The sequence below is a fragment of the Halomonas sp. DP4Y7-1 genome (genome assembly GCF_019800705.1).
GTDB classification, from domain to species: Bacteria; Pseudomonadota; Gammaproteobacteria; order Pseudomonadales; family Halomonadaceae; genus Halomonas; species Halomonas litopenaei_A.
Genome location: NZ_JAHVKS010000006.1, coordinates 24,520 through 46,259 on the forward strand (window position 1 = coordinate 24,520; position 21,740 = coordinate 46,259).

Annotated in this window: 15 protein-coding genes; 2 read left to right on the forward strand and 13 right to left on the reverse strand. The window is 61.2% G+C overall.

Features of this window, described 5'->3' with window-relative positions:
* Window position 1: 1 nt before the first annotated feature.
* The 4 genes from KUV72_RS12390 to KUV72_RS12405 form a co-directional block, all read right to left on the reverse strand.
* The gene (locus KUV72_RS12390; protein ID WP_222238627.1) at window positions 2–820 is read right to left on the reverse strand and encodes a Na(+)-translocating NADH-quinone reductase subunit C; all 819 of its coding nucleotides are present in this window, start codon (window positions 818–820) and stop codon (window positions 2–4) included.
* On the reverse strand, window positions 820–2,046 hold the full coding sequence (locus KUV72_RS12395; RefSeq protein ID WP_206943258.1) for an NADH:ubiquinone reductase (Na(+)-transporting) subunit B: 1,227 nt from the start codon (window positions 2,044–2,046) through the stop codon (window positions 820–822). The genes KUV72_RS12390 and KUV72_RS12395 overlap by 1 nt, the downstream gene beginning before the upstream one ends.
* The gene (locus KUV72_RS12400; RefSeq protein WP_222238628.1) at window positions 2,046–3,395 is read right to left on the reverse strand and encodes a Na(+)-translocating NADH-quinone reductase subunit A; all 1,350 of its coding nucleotides are present in this window, start codon (window positions 3,393–3,395) and stop codon (window positions 2,046–2,048) included. Before KUV72_RS12400 ends, KUV72_RS12395 begins: the two co-directional genes overlap by 1 nt.
* Window positions 3,396–3,689: 294 nt before the next feature.
* On the reverse strand, window positions 3,690–5,150 hold the full coding sequence (locus KUV72_RS12405; RefSeq protein WP_222238629.1) for a glyceraldehyde-3-phosphate dehydrogenase: 1,461 nt from the start codon (window positions 5,148–5,150) through the stop codon (window positions 3,690–3,692).
* Between the two features lie 182 nt (window positions 5,151–5,332).
* Between KUV72_RS12405 and mfd the strand changes: the two genes are divergently transcribed.
* Entirely contained in the window at window positions 5,333–8,782 is a 3,450-nt protein-coding gene (gene mfd / locus KUV72_RS12410; RefSeq protein ID WP_222238630.1) for a transcription-repair coupling factor, read from the forward strand.
* A gap of 117 nt (window positions 8,783–8,899) precedes the next feature.
* Window positions 8,900–9,955, forward strand: a complete 1,056-nt coding sequence (locus tag KUV72_RS12415) for a L,D-transpeptidase family protein (protein ID WP_206943263.1) — start codon at window positions 8,900–8,902, stop codon at window positions 9,953–9,955.
* Between the two features lie 580 nt (window positions 9,956–10,535).
* Here the strand turns inward: KUV72_RS12415 and KUV72_RS12420 are convergent.
* From KUV72_RS12420 to KUV72_RS12460, 9 genes are all read right to left on the reverse strand, one after another.
* Window positions 10,536–10,799: an Lpp/OprI family alanine-zipper lipoprotein gene (locus tag KUV72_RS12420; protein ID WP_045992670.1), complete on the reverse strand. Its 264-nt coding sequence runs from the start codon at window positions 10,797–10,799 to the stop codon at window positions 10,536–10,538.
* Window positions 10,800–11,020: 221 nt separating this feature from the next.
* On the reverse strand, window positions 11,021–11,518 hold the full coding sequence (locus tag KUV72_RS12425; RefSeq protein WP_315857896.1) for a L,D-transpeptidase: 498 nt from the start codon (window positions 11,516–11,518) through the stop codon (window positions 11,021–11,023).
* A gap of 285 nt (window positions 11,519–11,803) precedes the next feature.
* Complete coding sequence (locus tag KUV72_RS12430; protein ID WP_224852068.1) at window positions 11,804–12,322, reverse strand: DUF6586 family protein; 519 nt, start codon at window positions 12,320–12,322, stop codon at window positions 11,804–11,806.
* Complete coding sequence (gene topA / locus KUV72_RS12435) at window positions 12,268–14,901, reverse strand: type I DNA topoisomerase (RefSeq protein ID WP_222238632.1); 2,634 nt, start codon at window positions 14,899–14,901, stop codon at window positions 12,268–12,270. Before topA ends, KUV72_RS12430 begins: the two co-directional genes overlap by 55 nt.
* Before the next feature lie 339 nt (window positions 14,902–15,240).
* Window positions 15,241–18,033 (reverse strand): DUF3141 domain-containing protein, encoded by a 2,793-nt coding sequence (locus KUV72_RS12440; RefSeq protein ID WP_222238633.1) that lies wholly within the window; start codon window positions 18,031–18,033, stop codon window positions 15,241–15,243.
* Between the two features lie 213 nt (window positions 18,034–18,246).
* Complete coding sequence (gene lipA, locus KUV72_RS12445) at window positions 18,247–19,248, reverse strand: lipoyl synthase (protein ID WP_206943267.1); 1,002 nt, start codon at window positions 19,246–19,248, stop codon at window positions 18,247–18,249.
* 42 nt (window positions 19,249–19,290) lie between these two features.
* Window positions 19,291–19,962 carry a lipoyl(octanoyl) transferase LipB gene (gene lipB / locus KUV72_RS12450; protein WP_206943268.1) on the reverse strand — a complete coding sequence of 224 codons (672 nt, stop codon included), beginning with the start codon at window positions 19,960–19,962 and terminating at the stop codon, window positions 19,291–19,293.
* Window positions 19,962–20,270, reverse strand: coding sequence for a YbeD family protein (locus tag KUV72_RS12455; protein WP_222238634.1), 309 nt, complete (start codon window positions 20,268–20,270; stop codon window positions 19,962–19,964). Before KUV72_RS12455 ends, lipB begins: the two co-directional genes overlap by 1 nt.
* Before the next feature lie 163 nt (window positions 20,271–20,433).
* The gene (locus KUV72_RS12460) at window positions 20,434–21,654 is read right to left on the reverse strand and encodes a D-alanyl-D-alanine carboxypeptidase family protein (RefSeq protein ID WP_206943271.1); all 1,221 of its coding nucleotides are present in this window, start codon (window positions 21,652–21,654) and stop codon (window positions 20,434–20,436) included.
* Window positions 21,655–21,740 lie beyond the last annotated feature (86 nt).

The window sequence follows — 21,740 nt, forward strand, 5'->3', positions numbered from 1 at the left end:
GTCAGACTCCTTCGCTGTCGTCAGAGGGGCTGGCGCTGGCAGTCGCCTGGCTGTCACCACCGTCGCGGAAGTGCTCCAGGTAGGGGCCAAAGCCTTCTTCGCCCAGCCAGAATTGCACCAGATGCGTCACCCCACGGCTGGTCAGGGAAGCACCGGACAGTGCGTCGACCTCAGTGGAATCGCTGGCGCCACCCTTCACCAGCTCGATGGCCGGATCCATGGAGTCGCTGGAGGCGTAGATTTCCTTGCCTTCCCACTGCGCTTTCCAGCGCGGGTTGTCGACCTCACCACCCAGTCCGGGTGTCTCGGAGTGGGAATAGAAGGTGATGCCACCGATGGTATTGCCATCGCCCTGCACGGACAGGTAACCACGCATCAGGCCCCACAGGCCCTGACCGCGGATCGGCAGCACGATCTGCTCGGGGTTCTCCTCGTCACCGACCAGGTAGACGGTAGAGTACTTTTCCTGACGACCGATACCGGCGACGTCACGCTCCCCGGACAGGGTACGCGACTGTGCAGGATCCTTGGCCGCCTGGAAGCCATCATAGGTCTCGGGGTCGACCGCGTCGGTATACTCACCGGTTTCCAGGTCGACGACCTTGGCGGTCACGGCCTGGGAGAACTCCTTGCCGACGTCCATTCCAGGCTCGTAAAGGTCCGCCACGGCCAGGATGTTGGACTTGCGGTCCAGCTCCTGGTTGCGCTCCTGACGCGCCTTGAGCCCCACTGCCGCCGTCGACACGATGATCGAGCAAACGATACACAGGGAGAAGGCGACCGTAAGGATCTTCTTGATGGAATTGTTGCCTTGTGCCATCAGGTGGTCTCCTCAGCCACAACCGCCGTGCGCTTGACGCGACGCTTGATGTTGGCCTGAACAAAGAAGTGATCGATCAGCGGGGCAAACAGGTTGGCAAACAGAATCGCCAGCATGATGCCTTCCGGGAAGGCCGGGTTGACCACGCGAATCAGGACCGTCATCACACCGATCAGGGCACCGAACAGGAAGCGACCCGGGTTGGTCATGGACGCAGACACAGGGTCAGTGGCCATGAACACCATGCCAAAGGCAAAGCCGCCCACCACCAGATGCCAGTACCAGGGCATCGCAAACATGGCGTTGGTGTCGGAGCCGATCAGGTTGAGAATCGAGCTCATCGCCACCATCCCCAGGAACACCCCGAGCACGATGCGCCAGGAGGCAATTCGCATGCCCAGCAACACAACGGCACCGATCAGGATCGCCAGGGTCGAGGTTTCACCCACCGAACCAGGGATGAAGCCGAGGAAGGCGTCCCACCAGCTGTACTGATCCTGCAGGGCTGCCATGCCGCTCTGATAGGCCGTGGAAAGTGCAGTGGCACCGGTATAGCCGTCTGCCGCGACCCAAACCGAGTCACCAGAGATCTGGGCCGGATAGGCGAAGTAGAGGAAGGCACGACCTGTCAGCGCCGGGTTGAGGAAGTTCTTGCCGGTACCGCCGAAGATTTCCTTGCCGATCACCACACCGAAGGTGATGCCCAGTGCGACCTGCCACAGGGGAATGGTGGCCGGAAGAATCAGGGCGTAGAGCACGGAGGTGACGAAGAAGCCTTCGTTGACCTCATGGCCGCGCTTGATCGCGAACAGCACTTCCCAGAAACCACCGATGGCAAACGTCACCAGGTAGATGGGCAGGAAGTAGGTCGCACCCAGCACGAAGTTCGACCACAGGCTGCCTGCGTCATGACCACCCGCCAGGGTCAGCAGGATCATTTCGCGCCAGCCACCCATGGAGTCGTAGCCCGCGGCGATCGCTTCGTTGGCCTGCCAGCCGGCGTTCCACATGCCGAAGAACATGGCCGGGAAGGTGCAGAACCACACGGTGATCATGATGCGCTTGAGGTCAATACCGTCGCGCACGTGAGCCGTGGTCTTGGTCACGCTGGGGGGAGAATAGAAAATCGTGTCTACCGCCTCGTAGAGCGGATAGAACTTCTCGTATTTGCCGCCCTTGTGGAAGTGCGGCTCGAGATTGTCGAGTGTCTGTCGAATACCCATCATCAGGCCTCTTTCTCGATCATGGTGAGGTTGTCACGCAGGATGGGACCGTACTCGTACTTGCCCGGGCACACATAGGTGCACAGCGCCAGGTCTTCTTCATCCAGCTCCAGACACCCCAGCTGCATGGCAGTCTCGATGTCACCGACGATCAGCGAACGCAGCAGCTGCGTGGGCATGATGTCCAGCGGCATGATCTTCTCGTAAGCACCTACCGGTACCATCGCGCGCTCGGAGCCGTTGGTAGAGGTAGTAGGTGCATAGTTGCTCAGCCCCTTGAGGCTGGAGAGGTAGATCCCGAGCACCGAGTGACGGTTGCCACCTGGGGACAGCCAGCCCATGAAGGCACGCTTGTTACCCTCTTCCAGCAGGCTCAGCTGGGTGTGGAAACGGCCCACGTAGCGCAGGCTGCCCTCGGCAGTGAAGCCAGAGAACACACCACCGCTGATCACCCGGGTGTCGTCCGGAGACTTCACTTCATGATCGAGCAGCTCATCGGTGCTGGCGCCCAGGCGCGTGCGTACCAGACGCGGACGCTCTGCACGCGGACCTGCGACGGCCACCACACGACTCATGTCCAGCTTGCCTTCTGCAAACAGCTTGCCGAACGCAATCACGTCCTGATAGCCGATGTGCCAGACGCGACGCTGCAGCGACACCGGGGACAGGAAATGGATATGGGTACCGACCAGACCAGCCGGGTGGGGACCAGCAAAGCTCTCGTGCTTGACGCCCTTGACCTTGGTGCCAGGAATCTGCGCGTCCGTTGCGGAGCACAGGAACACCTGGCCCTTGGTCAGGCGCGACAGTACCGTCAGGCCATCTTCGAAGGCTTGCGCCTGCTCGTTGATGACCACGGCCGGATCGGCAGCCAGCGGCTGGGTGTCCACCGCGGTGACAAAGATATCGGTAGGCTCAGCATCCAGCGCCGGAGTCCGCGAGAACGGGCGAGTTCGCAACGCGGTCCACAGGCCGGATTCCACCAATTGGTCGACAACCGTCTGACGTTCCAACGACGCCAGCGCATCACGCCCATGGGCCGTGAAGGTTTCGGCTTCTTCGCTCTCGTCGACCTTGATCACCACCGACAGTAGCTTGCGTTTCTCACCGCGGTTGATCGCCACCACTTCACCGGCCGCCGGAGAAGTGAAGCGTACACCGTCGATCTTCTTGTCGGTAAACAGGAGTTGGCCCAGCTTGACCTTGTCCCCCTCCTTGACCTCCATAGTCGGCTTCATGCCGATATAGTCGGTACCCAGGAGCGCCACGTGGCGCACCGGTCGCGCATCCTCGATACGCTGCTCCGGTGCTCCCGTGATGGGGAGATCCAGGCCTTTCTTGACTTCGATCATAGACTCGCCCAGTTGATGGATCGTAGATAATGGACGGAGGTTCGGTGGAAATGAGAGGAATTCTTGTTATTGACCACGCATCACCAGTCACGCCGAGGCGACATCGAACCACCCCGAAAAATCCCCAGCATTATAAAGACAAGCCAGTGAATTGACCACATGATCGAACGTAGCAGAAATGACTGTTTCGGCAGATCAGGCCCCCGACAGAAAGAAAAAACCCCTTGCCAAACAAGGTTGGCAAGGGGTTATTGAGATACCTAAAAACGGGCCGTTCCGCCCGCGCGACGCGGCTTAGGCGTGGCTGCGCGGCAGCTTGCAGAAGGACACGTTGGAAATCTGCTGCAGGATACGAATGACCTGGCAGCTGTAGCCAAACTCGTTGTCGTACCACACATAGACCACCGCATGACGGCCCTGGGCGATGGTGGCCTTGGCATCGACGATGCCCGCATGGCGATTGCCGACAAAGTCTGTGGACACGACTTCTGGAGAGTCGACGTAGTCGATCTGCTTCTGGAAAGCAGAATCGATAGACATGCGACGCAAGTAGTCGTTGAGCGACGCGGCATCGGTCTCGCGCTCGAGCGACAGGTTGAGAATCGCCATCGACACATTCGGCGTCGGCACCCGGATGGCGTTGCCGGTCAGCTTGCCACCCAACTCGGGCAGCGCCTTGGCCACTGCCTTGGCGGCACCGGTCTCGGTCAGCACCATGTTCAACGGAGCACTGCGCCCGCGACGGTCACCCTTGTGATAGTTATCAATCAGGTTCTGGTCGTTGGTGTAGGAGTGAACGGTCTCCACGTGACCATGCTCGATGCCGTACTCGTCATTCATCACCTTCAGCACCGGCACGATGGCGTTGGTGGTGCAGGAAGCGGCCGAGATGATGCGATCATCGGCAGTGATATCGGAGTGGTTGATGCCGTAGACGATATTCTTGAGGTCACCCTTGCCCGGCGCGGTCAGCAGCGCCTTGGACACTCCCTTGCACTGCAGGTGCTGGCCGAGGCCGGCCTCATCGCGCCAGATGCCGGTGTTGTCCACGACGACCGCATTGTTGATACCGTAAGCGGTGTAGTCGACATCACTCGGTGAGTCAGCGTAGATCACCTGGATGACGTTGCCGTTGGCGGTCAGGGTGCGAGATTCAGCGCAGACACTGATGGTGCCATCGAACGGACCATGGACGCTGTCGCGGCGCAGCAGGCTGGCACGCTTCTCCAGATCCTTGGCGATATCGCCGCGCCCACGCACCACGATGGCCTTGAGCCGCAGCAGGTTGCCGCCGCCGGCCTTCTCGATCAGTACGCGCGCCAGAATGCGACCAATGCGACCGAAGCCGTACAGCACCACGTCCTTGGGTTCGCCGTTACCCGCATCCGGGTCGTGGCTGTCGACGATGTCGGCCAGCTGCTCGCGCATAAAGGCCAGGGCGTCACCACCACCCTGCTTCTTGAACGCCACCCCGAGCTTGCCCACGTCAACGTGCGCCGGCCCCAGGTTGAGCTGGGTCATCGCCTGAACCAGCGGGAAGGTGTCCTGAACCGACAGCTCAGTCCCTTCAATCTTCCGCACGAAGCGATGATCCTTGAGAATTCTGATCACGCTACGGTTGAACAGGGAGCGACCGAACATGGTCGTCACCACGTTGTTGCGACGATACAGGCTGCCAATCAGCGGGATCATCTGCTCGGCCACGGCCTGGTTGTCGTGCCACTCCTGGAAGACGATGTCGGGTTGCTGGCTCACGAGAGACCTCTAAGTCTGTTGGGAAACGCGAGTATTATCTGCGCCCCCATGAGGCGGGGCAATGCCTGTATGGTCGCACTCCATGTAGGCTCGTTACAGAAATCCCAGTTTGACTACACGACCAAGATGGGGCTGGTATGATGCCTGCTCGCCCACTGAACGCCAGCGAAACGACACCGTCTATGCCTACCTTCTCGCCGCTTGACCCGCCGTTGCCTCAAGGAGTTCGCGACACCCTGTTCCTGACGACGCCTCCAGGCAGCGCTGCCGCGCTTGCCCTGGCGCGACTGGCCTCTCGGGAGCCGCTACTGGTGGTCACTCAGGACACCGCTGAAGCGCTGAGACTCGAACAGGAGCTGGCCTTCTTCGCTGACGTGCCGGTACTGCCCTTTCCCGATTGGGAAACCTTGCCCTACGACAGCTTCTCGCCACACCAGGACATCGTCTCCTCGCGACTGCGAACCCTGAGACAGCTTCAGGATGGCGTGCACGGCATCGTGCTGGTCCCCATCAATACGCTGATGCAGCGCCTGCCGCCGGTCGACTACATTGCTGGCCGCGTACTGACACTGGAAGTGGGCGCCACTCTGGAGCGAGAGGCGTTTCGAGAAACCTTGTCCCGTGCAGGCTATCGCGCGGTCGAGACCGTCTTCGAGCCTGGCGAGTATGCCCTGCGCGGTGCCTTGATCGACCTCTTCCCCATGGGCGCGGAGCATCCCCTGCGCATCGATCTGTTCGACAATGAGATCGACACGCTGCGCAGCTTTGATCCAGACACCCAGCGCAGCCTCGACAAGGTAGAACGCATCGAGCTTCTACCTGCTCACGAATATTCGCTGTCGCGCTCTGCCATTGCCTGTTTTCGCGAGGGCTTCGAGACGCTTTTCGACGTCGACCCGCGCCAATGCCCGCTATACGTCGATGCCCTCAAGGGCATTCCGTCGGCGGGACTCGAGCAATATCTGCCGTTGTTCTTCGAGACAACGGCTTCCCTGTTCGACCACCTGCCGGACGGCACCCACGTGGTCATGATGGCTGGCTGCCGCGACGCTGCTCAGCACCACTGGCAGTCCATCAGCAGTCGCTATGAAAACCTCTGCGTGGACCCCACCCGTCCGCTGTTGCCACCCCATCGGGCCTTTATTCCAGAGGCAGAGCTGTTTGCGCTGATCAAGGCCCACCCACGGATCGAACTGACCGACGCCACCGATCACCCCCATGCCCATCGCTGCCAGGCGCAGGCCGCACCCGACGTCGCCATCAACGCGCGCGCCAAGGAGCCACTGGCCGCACTAAAGAACTTTCTCGAACAGCACTCGCAGCAGCGCGTGCTGTTCGTGGCCGAGTCACGCGGTCGCCGGGAAGCCCTGGAAGACACCCTGGCGCCGGTCACCGGCGCGCTGCCGGCAAGCACCGGCTTCCTGGAATTCCTCGATGGCGACATGGCACTCGCCATCGCTGAAGGTCAGCTCGCCAACGGGCTGCTGCTCGAGCAACCGGCGCTGACCGTCATCACCGAGACCGAGTTGTTCGGTGACGTGGTGCGCCAGACCCGGCGTCAGGCCAAGGCGACGGACGACAATGAGCTCGCGGTCCGCCACCTGTCCGAACTCAAGGCAGGCGCGCCAGTGGTCCACCAGGCCCATGGCGTTGGTCGCTATCGTGGACTCGAAACCCTGGAGGCAGGCGGCCAGGCAGCCGAATTTGTCAGCCTCGAATACGCCGACGGCGCCAAGCTCTATGTGCCGGTCGACAGCCTGCATCTTATCTCCCGCTATGCCGGCGCCGACGATGAGCTGGCCCCCCTGCACCGCCTGGGCTCGGAGCAGTGGGACAAGGCCAAGCGCAAGGCCGCCGAGAAGATTCGCGATACCGCGGCAGAACTGCTCGACATCTATGCCCGGAGAGAGGCCCGCGAAGGCTTTGCCTGCGCGCCCCCGGATGCCGAATACGCCCGCTTCGTGGCCAACTTCCCGTTCGAGGAGACGCCGGACCAGCGGGTGACCATTCAGGCGGTGATTCAAGACATGACTGCACCACGCCCCATGGACCGCGTGGTCTGCGGCGACGTCGGCTTCGGCAAGACAGAGGTGGCCATGCGCGCCGCCTTCCTGGCCGTCCAGTCAGAACGGCAGGTGGTGGTGCTGGTGCCCACCACGCTGCTGGCCCGCCAGCACTACGAGAACTTCCGTGACCGCTTCGCCGATACTGCTGTCGATATCGAGCTACTGTCTCGCTTTACCAGCAGCGGCGGTCAGACCGAGACCTTCAAGCGTATCCGAGAGGGCAAGGTCGACATCGTCATCGGCACCCACAAGCTGCTGTCCCGTCAGCTCGATTTTCCTCAGCTCGGCCTGGTCATCATCGATGAGGAACACCGCTTCGGCGTCGCTCAGAAGGAGCGCCTGAAGAGCCTGCGCGCCGAGGTCGATGTATTGACCATGACCGCCACCCCCATTCCCCGCACCCTGAACATGGCCATGAGCGGCATTCGCGATCTGTCGATCATCGCGACTCCCCCTGCCCGACGACTATCGGTGAAGACCTTCGTCCAGCAACGCGAGGAAGCCGTCATCAAAGAAGCGTTGCTGCGTGAAATCCTGCGTGGTGGCCAGGTCTACTACCTGCACAACGAAGTGAAGACCATCGAGACCGCCGCCGAAAAGGTCCGAGAACTGGTGCCGGAAGCTCGCGTCGCGGTGGCTCACGGCCAGCTGCCGGAACGTTCGTTGGAGCGCGTGATGTCCGACTTCTATCACAAGCGCTTCAACGTCCTGGTGTGCTCGACCATCATCGAAACCGGCATCGACGTCCCCAGCGCCAACACCATCATCATCGAACGCGCCGACAAGTTCGGCCTGGCCCAGCTCCATCAGCTGCGTGGGCGGGTTGGCCGCAGTCACCACCAGGCCTACGCCTACCTGCTGGCCCCTCCCCCACGTTCGATGACACGAGACGCGGTAAAGCGCCTGGAAGCCATTGGCCAGGCCGAGGATCTGGGGGCTGGCTTCACCCTGGCCAGCCACGACATGGAAATCCGTGGCGCGGGCGAGTTGTTGGGTGACGAGCAGAGCGGTCAGATGGAAGCGGTTGGCTACAGCCTTTACATGGAAATGCTGGACCGCGCCGTCAAGGCCATACGCGAGGGCCGCACACCCAACATCGAGTCGCCCCTTCAGGACGGCGTGGAAGTCAGCCTCAACTTGCCTGCGCTGATTCCCGACGACTACCTGCATGACGTGCAGCAACGCCTGGTCATGTACAAGCGCATTGCCAACGCCAGCAATGAGGCGGAACTCAAGGAACTGCGGGTAGAAATGATCGATCGCTTTGGCCTGCTGCCGGGGCCGGTCAAGACACTGCTGCGTCAGACCCACCTGCGACAACGCGCTGAACGACTCGGCATCACTCGCCTGGAAGCCGGCGCCGAGCGCGGCAGGATCCTGTTTGGCGGCCAGACCGCCGTGGACCCCCTGACCCTGGTCGAGCTCATCCAAAGCGACCCCCAGAGGTATCGGCTCGAGGGTGCTGACACGCTTCGCTTCAGCGTCGACATGGCTGACGAAGAGGCACGCTTCGAAGCGATCGAAGCCCTGCTCGAACGGCTCAACCGAAAGGCTCAGGCCGCCTGACATTTGCTCTGTAAAGACTGGCGCAAAGACGCATTAGCGGGCAATCTATAGCTATCGACACACTGCCACCTGTGGCCGGGTGATCCCCGGCCCTCACACAACATCGAGACTGTTGCAATGACTTCGATTTCACTTCGCCGACCGTTAGCTCGCGCCGCCACCCTGTGTGGCCTGCTCGGCGTGCTGGCGACTCCTCTGGTGGCGGCGGACGAACTGCCCAGGGGACACTACCTGCTGCCCGAAGACGGGGACCTTATCGGCGAGGTCTACACCGTGGAAGCGGACGAAGACGACACCCTCATCGATATTGGTCACGACCATGGCATTGGCTTCAATGCAATCACTCGCGCCAATCCCGACGTCAGCATCTGGTATCCCGGAGAAGGCACCGAGGTCGTCATTCCCGCCCAGTTCATCCTGCCCGACGCACCGCGCACGGGCATCGTGGTGAACGTCGCCGAGATGCGCCTCTACTACTATCCTCCGGCCAAGGAGGGAGAACCGCGCACCGTCCAGACCTACCCGATCGCCGTCGGGCGCATGGACTGGAAAACGCCGCTGGGCTCTACCACCATCACCGAGATGGTCAAGAATCCTTCCTGGTACCCGCCCGCCTCCATTCGCCGCGAGCACGCTGAAGCCGGCAACCCGCTCCCCGGCGTGGTACCGCCAGGCCCGGAAAACCCCATGGGCACCCGCAAGATGCGCCTAGGCATTCCTGGCTACCTGATCCACGGCACCAACAAGCCTGAAGGTGTGGGCATGCGCGTCACCCACGGCTGCATTCGCATGCTGCCTGATGACGTCGAGAACCTGTTTGACCAGGTCTCCGTCGGTACGCGTGTACGCCTGGTCAACGAGCCCCTCAAGCTTGGCTGGTCTGATGAGCACCTGTATGTGCAGGCGTATCCCTATCTGGACGAGGAAGAAGGCGCGCCCATTGAGGACATGACTGCCGCCATCGAAGAAGTGGAATCCGCCGTCGAGGACAAGGATTACAGCGTCGACTTTGCACGCCTGAGAGCCGCCATGGAGACCCCCAGCGGACTGCCCGTAGCGATGCAGGCGACAGCACCGGAGCGCCCGACTCCCCTGCCTGGCAGTCTTTACGACCACATAGAACTGGTCGCTGGAGAACCCCCGCTGCTTAGCCAGGCAAGCCAGGGAGAGTAAAACCTCCGCTCCCTGCATGTCCGTCCAAAGGCGCCCTTGTGGCGCCTTTTTTTTCGCTCTCATCAGGCTCGGTCATGTAAGCAAAGTGACCGACAGAGTTGGGTGCCACGCGGCTGCTATTGCGTCTGTCATGAGATCGAACAGGCGCGGCGACTTGCGCACCCGAGACACGGATAAGGCCTGGCGCGCAAGGACATCAGAGCCGTTTTCGTCAGCGTTCACCTAGACCAGCGGCGCTTTAGTGAGCGCGCTACACCTGCCCCTTTCAGCCTGCCAGTGGCCCATCGAGCAGCCCCCGTAAACCCTGCCAAGGGGCGCCGAGTCGCGCCTACCCGCGCCTGCAGGTATGAAGTTGATGCAGGAGGACCTGCGCCAGCACGCAGGTCCCGAAACGGCCATTGCCATCGTCGATCAAGGTATTTGCCGCTGCTGCATGTCTTCACCATGCAGAGCCGTGACACTGACCCAAAAACGACTGAGGCCCAACCTTTCGGTTGGGCCTCAGCCTATCGCTTCACGACCTGGCGGACGGACAATGTCCGCACCGTTCAGGTCATCCCCCGAGGGGGCAAGGAAACGATTACTTGCGCATGGAGCGCTCGAACATGCGGTTCATCTCTTCACGGTTCTGCTGAGACAGCTGCAGAGCCGCTTGAGCGTCACGCTGTGCCTGGTTGGCAGTGTTCTGAGCCTGAGTGGCGATGCTGCGAGCTTCAGCAGCGTCGGCCTGAGCGGACTCAGCAGTCATGCGAACTTCTTCCAGAGCGCTGGAGGAAGCACAGCCAGCCAGAACGGCCAGAGAAGCGGCGGCGGCGGTCAGCTTCAGGGTAGTCTTCAGAGTCATGGTGTTCTCCTTGAGTCTTCCTTGGTACTGCGATAATGACGTCTACATGCCCCTTAGGGGAATGCATCCATCAGGCTTCCTGCAAAGGCAGGCCTTTCTTGCAGCGACTTGTGCTGCTAAGCACAGGAGTCAAACGCTGTTTTATAATACACAACGGCGCTTGTCCATAGTCTTGAACGTCCCTAGTCCACAGTCTTGAACGTCCCTAGCGCCCCTAAAGACTAGCGGATGACGACGCGAGTGCCAACACCAATCAGGCCAGAGAGTTCTCGAATTTCCTGATTGGTCACGGCGACACATCCGTTGGTCCAGTCAAAGTTGCGGTGAATATCCATATCTCCATCGCCGACACCGTGTATCCCGATATAGCCACCGAGAACCGTCTGCTGCGGAGGGCTACGATGCCGCCGATAGTAGTCGAAATACTCGTCGTAGTCTTGCTGAGAGTAGAGCCCCGACTCAAGCGCCATTCTCGCATGGGTCGGGGTGGGATAGTCCAGCCCGATGAAGATGTCGAATTTGCTGTCGAAATTGAAGCGATCGACGTGGAATTCCCCACGCGGCGTCGTCTTGTCACCCATCACTCGCTGTGATTTTGCACCGCCCCTGCCCACCGATATCGGCGAGTAGCGGGCCAGTTCCACCCCACCACGATAGACCGTGAGCCGTGACTCCTGATTGTCGATGAGCACCCACACCTCACTCGAGGAATCGGGCACGATGGCTCGCCTAAGCTGATCCTCGACCATATCGAAGCTGGCAAGGACTGCGGTGGGGAGTAGCAGCCAGGCACCAAGTATCATTTGGATAAAAAGACGACGATGACCCCGCTGGAACATGACAAGACTCACTGTGTGTAAAAGAAATGATTGGTGACTGAGTGTAAACCACGCTCTGCGAGGCATCATCAACTATCTGGCAGACACTAGTGCGCCATGGCCAACCAGGACCTCCCCTGCCTATTCATCTCAGGCCCGGCGTCTCCCTGTGGCGACACATCGCCTTTACCATTCCTCACTCGTCTGCCTTAGGGTCGCTATCTCTGCCTTTGCCATCGTTAGACAATCTCTCAAATCCTGTCGGAGATCGCGCCGACCGCCGACAGCAATAACGCCAGGTGGCCCCACGGAAGTTCCCTGACTTGCCCCCCCATCACTCTCCAGCGCGTCCAGATATGAGATCAATCGACCTAACCAACTGTCACGATCATTGGCGAGTTCACGCAAACGACGAACTTCCGCTATGTCGGGATAACGATCGCCCACCAGCATCGTATGCCAGTCGTGCTCGACCAGGTGAGCATGCTCGCTGACATCACGCAGCAGCGCATCCAGCGCCAAACCAAATAGCGCCAGCGCGCCCTCCTCGCAGGCGCGCCGGTGGGCGTCTTGGTGTTCATCGTCCCGGACCGGTGTCGCAAGCAGCAACTCCACCTGGTACAGCAACTGGTTGGTACGCGCTCTGGGGGTCACTTGCGCTTGTCCTCGACCTGCCATGAGGAGCCGTCCCAGCTTGCCTTCCATCCGCTGGCCTTGCCGTTATCACCATCCGTCATCACGAACTGCTCCTTGAGCTTGCGTGAAAAACGGATCTGCGCGGGGCGGCCATCGGGGTCCTGCTCGGGCGCGCTAAGAAGGTAGTGATACTTCTCGGGCAACTCCTCGGCGTGAGGCTTCAGCTCCTTGACCAACGGCGGGCGCGTTTCGCGATTCTTGGGAAACTTGCTCGCCGCGAGGAACAAGCCACTCGCGCCATCGCGCAGCACATAATGGTCCTCGACCTTCTGACACGCCAGCTCGGGCATCGGGATGGGATCCATCTTTGGCGGTGCGACTTCCCCGTTGCGCAGCAGCTTGCGGGTATTCTTGCAGCTGTCATTGGTGCAGCCGAAGTACTTGCCGAAGCGCCCCGACTTGAGCTGCATCTCGGAGCCACACTTGTCACACTCGATGACAGGACCATCGTAGCCCTTGATCCGGAACTTGCCTTCCTCGATCTTGTAGCCTTCGCAGTCCGGGCTGTTACCGCAGATATGCAGCTTGCGGCCCTCGTCGATCAGGTAGCTGTCCATGGCGGTGGCACACAGCGGACAGCGCTCCTTAGCGCGCAGCGCGTCGGTTTCCGCCTCTTCACCCGCGTCGGCCGCTACGGCCTCTTCACCGGGAAGCAGGTCGATCGTGGTCTTGCAGCGCTCCTTCGGCGGCAGGTTATACCCACTGCAGCCAAGGAAGACGCCGGTGGACGCGGTACGAATCTGCATCTTGCGCCCACAGCTGGGACAGTCGATGTCCGTCGGCACGGGCTGGTTGGGACGCATGCCGTCCTCACTTTCCGCCTTCGCCAGCTCCTCACGAAACTCCTGATAGAACGCATCCAGCAGCTCGCGCCAGCTGCGCTCGCCCTCGGCAATCTCGTCGAGACTATCCTCCATGCGCGCGGTGAAGGAGTAATCCATCAGGTCAGGAAAGGACTCCTTGAGACGCTCGGTGACAATGTCACCCAGCTTCTCGGCGTAGAAGCGCCGATTCTCCAGCTTCACGTAGCCGCGATCCTGAATGGTCGAGATGATCGCCGCGTAGGTCGACGGACGACCGATGCCGCGTTTCTCGAGCTCCTTGACCAGACTCGCCTCGGTGTAGCGTGCCGGCGGCTTGGTAAAGTGCTGCTTCGGGTCGAGGGCGTCCAACGCCATAGGCGTACCCTCACCCAGGTCAGGCAAGGCCTGATCGTCTTCCTTGCGCCCCATGGGCGTCATGACGCGGGTATAGCCGTCAAACTTGAGCACACGCCCCTTGGCCTTGAGCTCGTAACCGTCCACCGCCACGGTCAGCGTCGACGACAAGTACTCGGCAGGGGTCATCTGACAGGCCACAAACTGACGCCAGATCAGCTCATACAGACGCTCTGCATCGCGCTCCATGCCAGTAAGGTCGGTAGACCTGCGAGTCACCTCGGAGGGGCGAATCGCCTCGTGGGCCTCCTGGGCCCCTTCCTTGCTCGAGTAGCGATTCGGCGCCTCGGGCAGGTAACGATCACCATATTCGCTGCCGATGTACTCGCGCACGCTTTCCACCGCGTCTCTGGACAAGTTGGTCGAGTCCGTACGCATATAGGTGATGTAGCCCGCCTCGTAGAGCCGCTGGGCCAGCGTCATGGTCTTCTTCACCGAGAAGCCCAGGCGACCACTGGCAGCCTGCTGCAGGGTCGAGGTGATAAAAGGCGCGTTCGGCTTGGAACGGGTGGGCTTGTCTTCACGGGCCGAGATGGCAAGGGTTGCCTTGCGCAGCGCAGCGATCCGCTTTTCGGTCTCTGCCTCACTGGTGGGGCGAAACGCCTTGCCGTCCTGACGCACCAGCTCGAAGCGAATCGCCTCGCCCTCTGGCGTCACCAGATCAGCATGCACATCCCAGAACTCCTCCGGCACGAAGGCCCGGATCTCGCTCTCACGCTCGCTGATCAGTCGCATGGCGACGGATTGAACGCGCCCTGCCGACAGGCCTCGCGCCACCTTGGCCCACAGCAGCGGGGACAGCATGAAGCCCACCACCCGGTCGAGGAAGCGCCGTGCCTGCTGGGCTTCGACTCGCGGGATATTCAGGCTTCCCGGATCGGTAAACGCCTCCTGGATGGCATTCTTGGTGATCTCGTTGAACACCACTCGACGATAGCGTTGCTCATCCCCTCCGATGGTCTCGCGAAGGTGCCAGGCAATGGCTTCCCCTTCGCGATCAAGGTCGGTCGCGAGATAGACGGTATCGGCTTTCTCAGCCAGTTTTTTGAGCTCGGCAACGACCTTTTCCTTGCCTGGCAGCACCTCGTAATTGGCCTGCCAACCATTGTCAGGATCGATACCCATACGCCGGATGAGCTGTGTATGCGCCTTCTGGCGCTGATACACCGCCTTCTCCTCCGCCGACATCTTGCGTGTCGCGGCCGCCTGGCGAGCCCGCTCCTTAGGATCGGAGGCCGCCTTGCCAGAGCCGCTGGTCGGCAGGTCACGGATGTGGCCCACACTCGACTTCACGATGAAATCGTTGCCGAGATATTTATTGATCGTCTTGGCCTTGGCAGGCGACTCGACGATGACCAGAGACTTGCCCATAGTACTCCACGAAAGTCAGGGCGCCGCGCTCCTTGGCGTACGCCAGTATGTAACATACCCGCCGAAGCTTGACGGGGAAAAATGCGCTTACCCTAACCCAGTGCCGAACATCGCGCCAGTCACATCGACGGTTGCCCCTGGAACAGTGCGGGTCGTGTCACGGATCACGCGGCGCCTTCTATACGACGCCCGACTCGCATGGGCAAGAGACTAGCCTTAACCCCGTCGTCCGACAAGCAGCGGCCACATAACGACCTTGCCCCCGCTGGGCGGGGGCAAGGACATAGCGAGAATACGCCACAGGGCCGATCGAACGTGGCGATCAGCGCAGCGCCATAGTCACGAGCGCCGCGTCTGTCCCCGCGAGCGACTGGTCGAGCGCCGGCGCGAAGCCGCAGGTGTCGCCTGTGCGCCCTCAGGCTTGGCCGCCCCCGCAGGCTCTGACGTCGTTGCAGCAGCCCCAGCGCTGTCGGCCTTCGTGCTGTCCGCCTTCGTGCTGTCGGCCTTCGTGCCGGACGCCGAGGTAGTGGCGCCTGAAGCACTGGACGTCTTGGTGTCGCTGGACGCCTCGGAAGCGCTGGATGCCTTCGTCGTGCTCGGCTCCTTGGAAGCGCTGGGCGTCTCGGAAGCACTGGATGCCTTGGTAGCGCTGGACGCCTTGGTAGCGCTGGATGCCTTGGAACCGCTAGGCGTCTTGGAAGCGCTGGATGCCTTGGAACCGCTAGACGTCTTGGAAGCGTCCGATGCCTTCGCCACGCTAGGCGTCTTGGAAGCGCTGGATGCCTTGGGAGCGCTGGATGCCTTGGGAGCGCTGGATGCCTTGGGAGCGCTAGTTGTCTTGGACGCGTTGGGCACCTTGCCACTGCCGCTGGTGTTCCCACCCGCACCGCCATCAGAGGATGACGACCGTGTTGACCTGCGACGGCTGGCCGGCCTCGCCTTGAGGAACAACGACTTGATTCGCTCAAAGCGAGCGGCCGCGTGCTCGCTCAAGTCACCGCTGGCCGCCAGAACGTGCTCCATATGCTCGATATGGCTGTCAATTTCCTTGGCATCAAGGCCCTCAAGCAACGCAGGCACTGCCTCAAGGGCGGCTTCACGATCCTGTTTCAGAATGAAGAACTGATCGCGCATCAAGTGCTTGAAGTCCTGCAGCTGAAGCTCGGGCTCCAGCTCGCTCCGGGAGGCTTGCAGCCGGCGGAAATTACGTCCATCGGTGGCCGGAGCACCGCCAAGGACGAAGATGATCGACCTCATGACCGCTTCATGAGCTCCACCACGGGCGACCTGAGCACGGATTTCGTCGCGACGACGCTGGATGAAACGACGCCGTTCGGGTTCGGCGCCCGGCAGCCTTCGATCCGCGTCCACGGCACCGCGCAAGCCGACCAGAGACTGCAACAGGGGCTGGCCATAGATATCCAGAAATGCCTTCTCAATGGAACGGTCACGCAGCACACGCCAGGCATCAAGACTACGGGAGATCAGGCTTGAACCGATGTCTTCGTACACCCGGAAAACGTTGTCGTCGCTAAGCGCACGGCGACGTTCGCGCACCATTTCTGCCAACACCGGCAGTGGCGCCATCAGCGGGTTGCGGTCCGACAGCAGGCGATAGCCCATGCGATTGGGATGCATCCGACGCATCCAATGGGCAGACTCCGGCGTGGAAAGCGCCCGAATCCACGGCTGCAGAAACTGACGGTACAGGCCAAGATTGATCTCGGACACTCTGGCCACGGTCGCAAAGCGACGATCATCCTGCGGCTGTGGCTTGACGACCTCGTCCAGGTCGTCCAGGTCACGGGTAGAGAACTCAAGCAGGTAATCGCGCTCGATAAGCTCCGCATCAGGACGGTCGCTGGCCTTGGATACCGTGGTCTCATACAGCCCTGGTGGCAAGACGTCGATGTAGTCCATGTTGGCCGTGAACTCGGCGTGCTCCTTGCGCGACACGCTGCCCGAGACAAAGATGCCGAGGTGACCCGTCTTGTCGTGCACGCAGTAGACGATGGTCTGCTCGTTGGCAATGATGTCGTCGACACCGCCATACAGATCACGCACCCACCCCAACGCCTGGGGTGGAGGCGTAATGTCATCACCCTGGGAGCAGAACACGATCACCGGGGAGCGCACGTTGCGCAGATCAATGCGACGACCGTCTGACGTCACCAACTGCGCCGTCGACAGCCGATTACCGACGAACAGATTATCGACGATGTACTGGATCTCCTCTCCCCCCAGTACCACGTGTCCGCCCCACCAGCGTTCGAACTGAAGATAGCGTTCGGCTTCGGTATCGACATGGGCATATAGGTGGTATTGCTTGTCCCACCAAGTGTTGGCCGGGTTGAGCCGCTCGAAATTCTGTACCAGCCAGGCACCATCGAACACCCCATCCCCCATGTCCGACAGCATGTGGGTCGCCCAGCTGCCTCCGGTCATGCCACCGGTATAGCGCATCGGCGCCTTGCCGCGCTCACCGGCCCAGTAGGACAGTGGAGCCCCGGCAATCAGGATCGGCCCAAACACTTCCGGCTCCAGCGCGGCGGCCATCATGATCTGCCAGCCAGCCTGGCAGTTGCCGACCACCATCGGCTTCTCACTGTCAGGGTGAAGCTCGTTGACGTGGCGCAGGAAGGTGACCTCGGCCTCGACCACGTCCTCGACCCGCTGCCCCGGAATCGGGTACGGCATAAAGGCGATGAAGTAGCACGGATGGCCAGCCCGCAGCGCCACACCGATCTCGCTGTCGGGCTTGAAGCCACCGATCCCCGGGCCATGCCCCGCACGGGGGTCGACCACCACGAAGGGACGTGCGAGCTCATCCGTTTCGACGCCTTCCGGGGGATGCACGCGCAGTAACTCGTAGTTGACGGGACGTGGCAGCTCTTCCCCGAGCATGACGATGTCGGTATCGAAACCGAGCACCGAGGGACGGGTCTTTTCGATATGCTCGAGGTACTCGTTGCCGCGCTGCCGCATCACATCCCAATAGAGGATGCTGCGCTCGACGCTATCGCGCCAGTAATCGGCGGCGGCGCGTCCGAAACCAAAGGGATCGAGCAACGGTGCAAAGGGTTCCGCCATCGCGAACAGCGGCGCGGCAGCGCCAGGCATCAACGCATTCATAGGGACTCCTGGGGTTGCGTGACGCGCAGGAGGCGATCCGTGCGCCTGCGCACTTGTTGCACTGCAATATAGCGCATTCCCCCTGGGACTGCGAAGCCCCTTCACCATGCCACGGCACATAAGGTAGGAGTAGGCGCAAAAACACGTAGGCTAAAACGCACAATGCCCGGCATTACCGGGCATTGCTTTCATCTAACGCTGCGCATCGAACCGTTACTTGACCTCGATGCCATGGGCCTGCTGGTCGGCGTGATAGGACGACCGCACCAGAGGACCAGACGCCACGTGGGTGAAGCCCATGGCTCGGCCTTGCTCGGCAAACCAGTCAAAGGTCGCCGGCGGGACCCAACGGTCCACTGGCAGGTGATTGCGAGACGGCTGCATGTACTGACCCAGCGTCAGCATATCGACATTGTGGGCTCGCAGGTCCTTCATGACCTCGATCACCTGCTCGTCGGCTTCACCTACCCCGAGCATCAGCCCAGACTTGGTCATGACCTCCGGACGGCGCTCCTTGTAGCCCTTGAGCAGATCCAGAGACCACTGGTAGTCGGCACCAGGGCGCACCTTGCGATACAGGCTGGGCACCGTCTCCAGGTTGTGATTAAAGACGTTGGGCGGCGTGGTTTCGAGGATATCCAGCGCGACCTCCATGCGCCCCCTGAAGTCCGGCACCAGCACTTCGATCTCGATGCTCGGGCTGTCGCGGCGAATCTCGCGAATACAGTCGGCGAAATGCTGGGCACCGCCATCGCGCAGGTCGTCACGGTCAACCGAGGTCACTACCACGTACTTCAGTCGCATCTCGGCGATCGCCTCGGCGAGCTCTCGCGGCTCACGCTCATTCAAGGCATTGGGCCTGCCGTGGGCAACATCACAGAACGGACAACGACGGGTGCAGATGTCGCCCATGATCATGAAGGTGGCGGTGCCCCCGTGGAAGCACTCCCCCAGGTTGGGGCAAGACGCTTCTTCGCAGACCGTGTGCAGGCCGTGGCGACGCAGCGTGTCCTTGATGCGGGTGACTTCCTTGGATACCGGCATGCGAACCCGAAGCCAGTCGGGCTTGCGCGGGATCTCCTCGGTGGGAATCACCTTCACCGGAATCCGGGCCACCTTCTCGGCACCACGCAGCTTGACACCTCTTTCGCTGCGAGCACTTTTCTTGGCCTTGGCGGCGGCGGCCGCCGCCTGGATGGCGGAGCTGTCAGTCATGTCTCTATCCTGTGGAAGATCGCCGTCACGACTCCAGGGCGATCAATCAAAATGTTGGCCGTGGAAAGCCTCTGGCTGACCAGAACGCTCAACCAGTTCACGTTGCCCCAGCCGAAGGGCCAAGGCATCCAATAGACGCTGCGCCTCAAGCCTGGCATCCACATCAGTAGACGTCAGGTCGGCCAGCCGAGTCATCTCTAGCCCCGCATAGCCGCAGGGATTGATGAAGCTGAACGGCGTCAGATCCAGGTCCAGATTGACGGCAATGCCGTGAAAACTCGCGCCACGCCGAATCCGCAACCCCAGGGAGGCAATCTTGCGCTCCCCGACGTAGACACCGGGTGCATCTGGCCGGGCATGAGCCTCAATACCATGCTGTCCCAGGGCATCGACAACGCTGTCTTCCAACGCGCTTACCAGGTCCCTGACCCCCAGTCGCGCGCGCTTGACGTCGATCAGGGGATACAGCACCAACTGACCCGGTCCATGGTAGGTAATCTGACCACCACGGTCCGTCTCCACCAACGGGATCTCGCTGGGCATCAGCAGATGCTCTGCCTTGCCGGCCTGTCCCTGAGTGAACACCGGGGGATGCTGGACCACCCAGATCTGGTCGGGCGTCGTGCCGTCCCGCTGATCGGTCAGCTCACGCATTGCTTGCCATACGGGCTGGTAGGGCACTAGCCCAAGATGATAGACCTCGATGGGCTCCATCACACCACCATGTGCACGCGACCGGTCGCCTTGAGCTCCTCGAACAGCGCCTTGAGCTGGGTTTCACCCGTGGCACGCAGGGTCAAGCGAACAGACTGAAAACGTCCGTTGCGGCTATCGATGACCTCGAGGCTGCTCCCGGTAAAACTCGGATCATGCTTGAGCACGATCTGACTCACCGTCGCGGCAAAGTCTTCAGACGCATCACCGACCACCTTGATCGGGTAGTCACAGGGAAACGTGATGGTCACATCTGTCGGATCAGGCCCAGCTTGTGAGCGAAGATCCCGGAAGGTTCGATCGTTCATCCGATGACCCTTTGAGTGGATACCCGACTATTCTACTCAACCTTGGCGACTCGACCAAGCCAGGTGACTCGACCAGGCCGGGCGCATCGCACCCGGCTGCCCCCTCGTCGGCGGCGGACTCTGCCCGCTCACCGATCGGGTCACCTGCTCGATCGCGACAGCTTCAGTCGAACCAGCCACCCACCAAGTCACTGAAGAAACGCTGAACCTTGTCGATCATGCGCTTGAAGAAGCCACCCTCCTCGACCGCCTCCAGGGCCACCAGGTCGCGCTCGCCAACCACTTCATCGCCCAGTCGCACTTCCATGGTGCCAACCCGCTGCCCCGCGGCAATCGGCGCCACCAGACCGCTGTCGATGTCCAGGCGCGCAGTCAGCTCTCCATTGCGGTTACGCGGCACAGTCATGTAGACGCCATTGTCGACGCCTACCTTGAGCTCATTGGTGGCACCTTCCCAGACACGCGGGGTATTGAGCACCGCGCCACGATCATAGAGTTTCAGGGTCTCGTAATAGCGGAAACCGTAGCTCAACAGCTTTTGCGTTTCCTGTGCCCTCGCTTCATCGGAGTTGGTACCCATCACCACAGAAATCAGGCGCATGTCATCGCGCTTGCCCGACGACACCAGGCAGTAGCCGGCTTCTTCGGTCCAGCCCGTCTTCAGGCCATCGACGCTCGGGTCGCGCCACAGCAGGCGGTTGCGGTTCGGCTGTTCGATACCGTTGTAGGTAAAGTGCTTCTGGCTATAGATCGCGTAGTGTTCCGGGTAGTCCAGAATGATGTGACGGGCTAGACGCATCAAGTCACGGGCAGACGAGTAGTGGTTTTCGCCGGGCAGACCGGTGGCATTCTCGTAGTGGGTGTTCTCCATGCCCAGCTGGGTGGCATGCTGGTTCATCAGGTCGGCGAATGGCTCCTCACCGCCGGCCAGATACTCGGCCATGGCAACGCTGGCGTCGTTGCCGGAGACGATGACGATCCCGTGCAGCAGCTCTTCTACCGGCACCCGGGTGCCGACCTCGACGAACATCTTGGAACCGCCGGTGCGCCACGCCTTCTCGCTGATAGGCACCATGTCATCGCCCTGGATATTACCGCGGTCGAGTTCACGTTCGACCAGGTAGGCGGTCATCAGCTTGGTCAGGCTGGCCGGCGGCAGACGCTGATCAGAGTTGTGTTCAGCCAATACGCGACCACTGTTGGCGTCGATCAGAATCCAGGACTTTGCAGCGAGCTGTGGCGGAGCAGGAATCATGACCTGGGGCTCGGGCATGTCCGGCGTGGGAGCGTCAGGCTGCTGGGCACTGGTCAAGGGAGCCACCAGGGCCGCGCACACAAAAGCAACTGGCAAATAGCGGCGAGAAAGAGATGACTTGAAAATCATGGTGAACGTCTCGTTACAACAGTCGGGGAAAGCGGCGTTAAACGTCGCCGCACAATTTTAATCACACATCGATACCCGCGAACTTC

What these genes read in the sequence shown, in the direction of transcription:
- KUV72_RS12390 (WP_222238627.1), bottom strand. Translation starts at nt 820, where the DNA reads ATGGCACAAGGCAACAATTCCATCAAGAAGATCCTTACGGTCGCCTTC.
- KUV72_RS12395 (WP_206943258.1), bottom strand. Translation starts at nt 2,046, where the DNA reads ATGATGGGTATTCGACAGACACTCGACAATCTCGAGCCGCACTTCCAC.
- KUV72_RS12400 (WP_222238628.1), bottom strand. Translation starts at nt 3,395, where the DNA reads ATGATCGAAGTCAAGAAAGGCCTGGATCTCCCCATCACGGGAGCACCG.
- mfd (WP_222238630.1), top strand. Translation starts at nt 5,333, where the DNA reads ATGCCTACCTTCTCGCCGCTTGACCCGCCGTTGCCTCAAGGAGTTCGC.
- KUV72_RS12415 (WP_206943263.1), top strand. Translation starts at nt 8,900, where the DNA reads ATGACTTCGATTTCACTTCGCCGACCGTTAGCTCGCGCCGCCACCCTG.
- KUV72_RS12420 (WP_045992670.1), bottom strand. Translation starts at nt 10,799, where the DNA reads ATGACTCTGAAGACTACCCTGAAGCTGACCGCCGCCGCCGCTTCTCTG.
- KUV72_RS12430 (WP_224852068.1), bottom strand. Translation starts at nt 12,322, where the DNA reads ATGGAAGGCAAGCTGGGACGGCTCCTCATGGCAGGTCGAGGACAAGCG.
- topA (WP_222238632.1), bottom strand. Translation starts at nt 14,901, where the DNA reads ATGGGCAAGTCTCTGGTCATCGTCGAGTCGCCTGCCAAGGCCAAGACG.
- KUV72_RS12440 (WP_222238633.1), bottom strand. Translation starts at nt 18,033, where the DNA reads ATGAATGCGTTGATGCCTGGCGCTGCCGCGCCGCTGTTCGCGATGGCG.
- lipA (WP_206943267.1), bottom strand. Translation starts at nt 19,248, where the DNA reads ATGACTGACAGCTCCGCCATCCAGGCGGCGGCCGCCGCCGCCAAGGCC.
- lipB (WP_206943268.1), bottom strand. Translation starts at nt 19,962, where the DNA reads ATGGAGCCCATCGAGGTCTATCATCTTGGGCTAGTGCCCTACCAGCCC.
- KUV72_RS12455 (WP_222238634.1), bottom strand. Translation starts at nt 20,270, where the DNA reads ATGAACGATCGAACCTTCCGGGATCTTCGCTCACAAGCTGGGCCTGAT.
- KUV72_RS12460 (WP_206943271.1), bottom strand. Translation starts at nt 21,654, where the DNA reads ATGATTTTCAAGTCATCTCTTTCTCGCCGCTATTTGCCAGTTGCTTTT.